Genomic DNA, 3,290 nt, shown 5'->3' with positions numbered 1-3,290 from the left:
ATTTTAGAAAAAAGCAATGAAGATCTAACTAAAAAAGCGGAGGAGCTAACGACCGATAAGGCTACTTTAAAAGCAAATCTAGCCCATTGTGATGCCACTCTCGCTTCTCAAAACCAAGCCATAAAAGCCACTGCCGTGCAAATTAGTAACACACCAAATAAAGATGTGGAGCGAATAAAGAAAATTTATCTCAAAGATAAAAGCTGTGAAGCCGAACTTGCCGCTTATAAGGAATTATTCCTTGACTTCGCGGATGAGCAAAGCCTGTCCTTACGACCAGCCTCATCGGCTAGATCCCACACTAAAGACTTGTCTGATTTTTCGGACAAAAATAAGGATAAACAATGAAAAATTTGATTATTTTTGCAGTGCTTGCTTTGTTTTTTGCGGGCTGTGCGGAAAAACACATACCAGAGCCACATATCATATATAAAGAAAAGCTAGTACCGGTAAGATGCAATGCAACACTACCAAAAAAACCACTCTCAGATGGCACGTTTAAAACCGATAAAACAATAATGATTTATTACCGCGAGTGCGAAAGCTTATTAAAACAATGTCTTGGGATAAAGGGATAAAATGGATATTTCAGTAAGTGATGAGATAAAACAGACCGCCGAGCTTATAAACTCAGCAGCAACGTGGGGGCTAAATGAGTTTTTAGTATTTTTATTTATATGTGTAATTAGTGTGTTGCTTATAGTATTTTACTACGCACAAAGGCAGAGTTCTAAGTCTATTGAGTTATTAACCAGCGTAATTGATAAACATAATGAGGCGATAAATAAATCAACCGAAGCCACACGTGCACTGACTGAAAAAATTATGCTTGATAACCAGCTAAATCGTGAAAAACTAAACAATATCCACGATGATGTAAAAGAGATTAAATTTGGCATTCGTCGTAAAGGCGTTGGCAAGAATTTTAATGAACATATAAGGCAAATAGATGAAGATGGACTTTATTGAAATTGGCATAATTTCAGAGATAAGAGCCGACAGAGCCAGAGTAAAGATCGGCGATATGGTAACTGATTTTTTACCCGTAATCCAAATGGCAAATTCTTTCGCTCGTACCTTTGTGCCTATTCGCGTGGGTGAACAAGCGGTAGTTTTACCTGTACGTGGTAGCCTAAACAGTGGCGTAATACTTCGCTCGGTATATCAAGAAGCTCACACTACACCAAGCACAGATACAAAAACGCAAATTTGTACTTTTGAGGATGGAGTAAGCATAAGCTACAACACAGCAATTAGCACACTTAGCATTTCAAGTCCAAAGCAGATAAACATTACTTGTGATAACGCAAATTTGAGTGCTAAAAACGTGCTGGTAAATGCGAACGACACTACCATAAAAAGCCCAAATATAAAGCTTCTTGGAAATACTCTTATTCAAGGAAGCATAAGCACAGCTGGAAGTGGTGGAGATGCTGGTAGCTTTGAGATAAACGGTAATGTTGTTATCACAGGTTCAATCACTGCTGGTGGTGATGCAAATTTTGGTGGCTTAGTAAGCGATGCTCTCGGAAACCTAAGCGATCATACAAATAACGGATATTCAAGAGATTAAATATGAAATATTTAGTAAGTATTAAAAACTCTATCAAAGACATTTTGCTTACTCCATTAGGTACTCGCGTGATGCTACCAGAGTATGGCAGTAGGATTTTTGAACTAATCGATAGAAAAGTAGATGATAACTTTAGAGCTGATCTTGCTTGTTATGTCACTCAAGCAGTAGAAAAATGGGAAAAGAGAGTAAAAATTAGTGAAGTAAGGTTAATAAGCTTACAAAACCACTCTTTGAAATTTAAAATAATCTTTGCTAACGGTAATGAAATGGAGATAAGTAATGCTTAATTTAAAGAATTTGCCATATCCAAATGTTATTGAAGAGCTTGATTATGATGAGCTATTAACAAACATTAAAAATCTTTTTAAAAAGTATCTAAACGATGATGAAATTTCACTTTTAGAAAGTGATAACTACTCAGCCTTGCTTGAAACTTTGGCTTACAGGGAGCTAATTTTAAGAGCTAGGATAAATGAGAGTGTTAAAAGTATGCTTTTGCCTTATGCAAGTGGTTCGGATCTTGATAACGTGGTTTCAATTTATGGAATTGAGCGTTTAAAGGGTGAAAAGCCTACGGCAAGCATTAAATTCGCTCTTTCAACGGCACTTGATTATGATGTTTTTATCCCAGCAGGTCTTGTGCTCGTAAGTAAAGACGGCGAGACGGCTACATTAAAAGATAGCCTAAGCATAAAAGCCGGCAGTAAAGAGATAATGGGTATAAGCGTGCTTGATAGCTATGTAAAATCAAGCGTAATCAAATGCGAGCTAATCCAAACTCCGCTTCCTTTCGTGCTCACCGCAAAACAAGAGAGCGATTTTATAGGCGGAGCCGAAGTTGAAAGTGATGATAGATTACGCCAAAGAGCTGTGCTTTCACTCAAACGTTTTTCAACCGCAGGAAGTGCTAAAGCCTATATCTATCAAGCAATGTCCGCAAATGCAAAGGTGCAGGAAGTTAGCGTGCTAAACGGCGGTGCAGGAGTAGTAAATGTATATCTAAAAACAACCGACATGAGCGAAGAGACAAGACAAAGCGTGGCGGATCATCTAAGCGGCGAAAAGGTGCGACCACTAACCGATAGCGTGATAGTAGCAAATGCAAATATAATAAATGTCGAGATAAAAGCAAATTTAGAGCTAATCGATATGTTTATGCAAGACGAGATAGATAAAACCATAAAAGCCACATCAAGCACTTTAAATCTAGGCGAAGACCTAAATTTAAGCTACATATATTCTGTCCTTCATAAAAACGGAGTGTATAGAGTAAATTTAGCAAATCCAACAAGTGATATAAAAGTGGGCGATGATAGCTTTGTAAAGATAAATTTTAATATATCTTACAAAAAGGCTAAGCTATGAGTTTATTACCAAAACATAAAAGCAAATTTGATAAAAAGCTAGATGATTTCTTTGGCATCAAGCTTGATGGATTAGACATCAGCGTAATTAACACCTTAGCCGATACTTGCCCAGCTCAGCTTTTACCTATTTTAGCTACTTCGTTTGATGTAGACATTGACGGACTTAGCCAAAGCTTGGCTCGTGAGCTTTTGCATAATGCTTTTAAAATTCACTACTACTCAGGTACATTTTATGCCTTAAATAAGGCTTTAAAGACATTTTTAAATAAGTGTGAGGTTAAGGAGTGGTTTAGTTATAACGCACAGCCTTACCATTTTAAACTTATTTTTAAAGTAAGCAATACAGG

Annotated in this window: 7 protein-coding genes; all 7 read left to right on the top strand. The window is 37.0% G+C overall.

Features of this window, described 5'->3' with window-relative positions; genetic code table 11:
- Window positions 1-348: hypothetical protein (locus tag KDE13_RS09440; protein WP_212143708.1), on the top strand; the 348-nt coding region annotated here is incomplete at its 5' end.
- A complete protein-coding gene (locus KDE13_RS09435; RefSeq protein ID WP_212143707.1) occupies window positions 345-578 on the top strand; it encodes a hypothetical protein in 234 nt (77 codons plus the stop codon). The genes KDE13_RS09440 and KDE13_RS09435, both read left to right, overlap by 4 nt.
- 1 nt (window position 579) lies before the next feature.
- The gene (locus KDE13_RS09430; protein WP_212143706.1) at window positions 580-969 is read left to right on the top strand and encodes a hypothetical protein; all 390 of its coding nucleotides are present in this window, start codon (window positions 580-582) and stop codon (window positions 967-969) included.
- Window positions 950-1,573 (top strand): phage baseplate assembly protein V, encoded by a 624-nt coding sequence (locus KDE13_RS09425; RefSeq protein WP_229204423.1) that lies wholly within the window; start codon window positions 950-952, stop codon window positions 1,571-1,573. The genes KDE13_RS09430 and KDE13_RS09425 overlap by 20 nt, the downstream gene beginning before the upstream one ends.
- Before the next feature lie 2 nt (window positions 1,574-1,575).
- Window positions 1,576-1,863, top strand: a complete 288-nt coding sequence (locus tag KDE13_RS09420; protein WP_212143705.1) for a GPW/gp25 family protein — start codon at window positions 1,576-1,578, stop codon at window positions 1,861-1,863.
- Window positions 1,856-2,941 (top strand): baseplate assembly protein, encoded by a 1,086-nt coding sequence (locus KDE13_RS09415; protein ID WP_212143704.1) that lies wholly within the window; start codon window positions 1,856-1,858, stop codon window positions 2,939-2,941. Before KDE13_RS09420 ends, KDE13_RS09415 begins: the two co-directional genes overlap by 8 nt.
- Window positions 2,938-3,290, top strand: a 353-nt coding sequence (locus KDE13_RS09410; RefSeq protein WP_212143703.1) for a phage tail protein I, incomplete at its 3' end; no start/stop codon positions are given. The genes KDE13_RS09415 and KDE13_RS09410, both read left to right, overlap by 4 nt.

This window comes from Campylobacter anatolicus (genome assembly GCF_018145655.1).
GTDB classification, from domain to species: Bacteria; Campylobacterota; Campylobacteria; order Campylobacterales; family Campylobacteraceae; genus Campylobacter_A; species Campylobacter_A anatolicus.
Note: the sequence above shows the minus strand (reverse complement) of the source record. Positions and strands in the feature narration are given on the sequence as shown.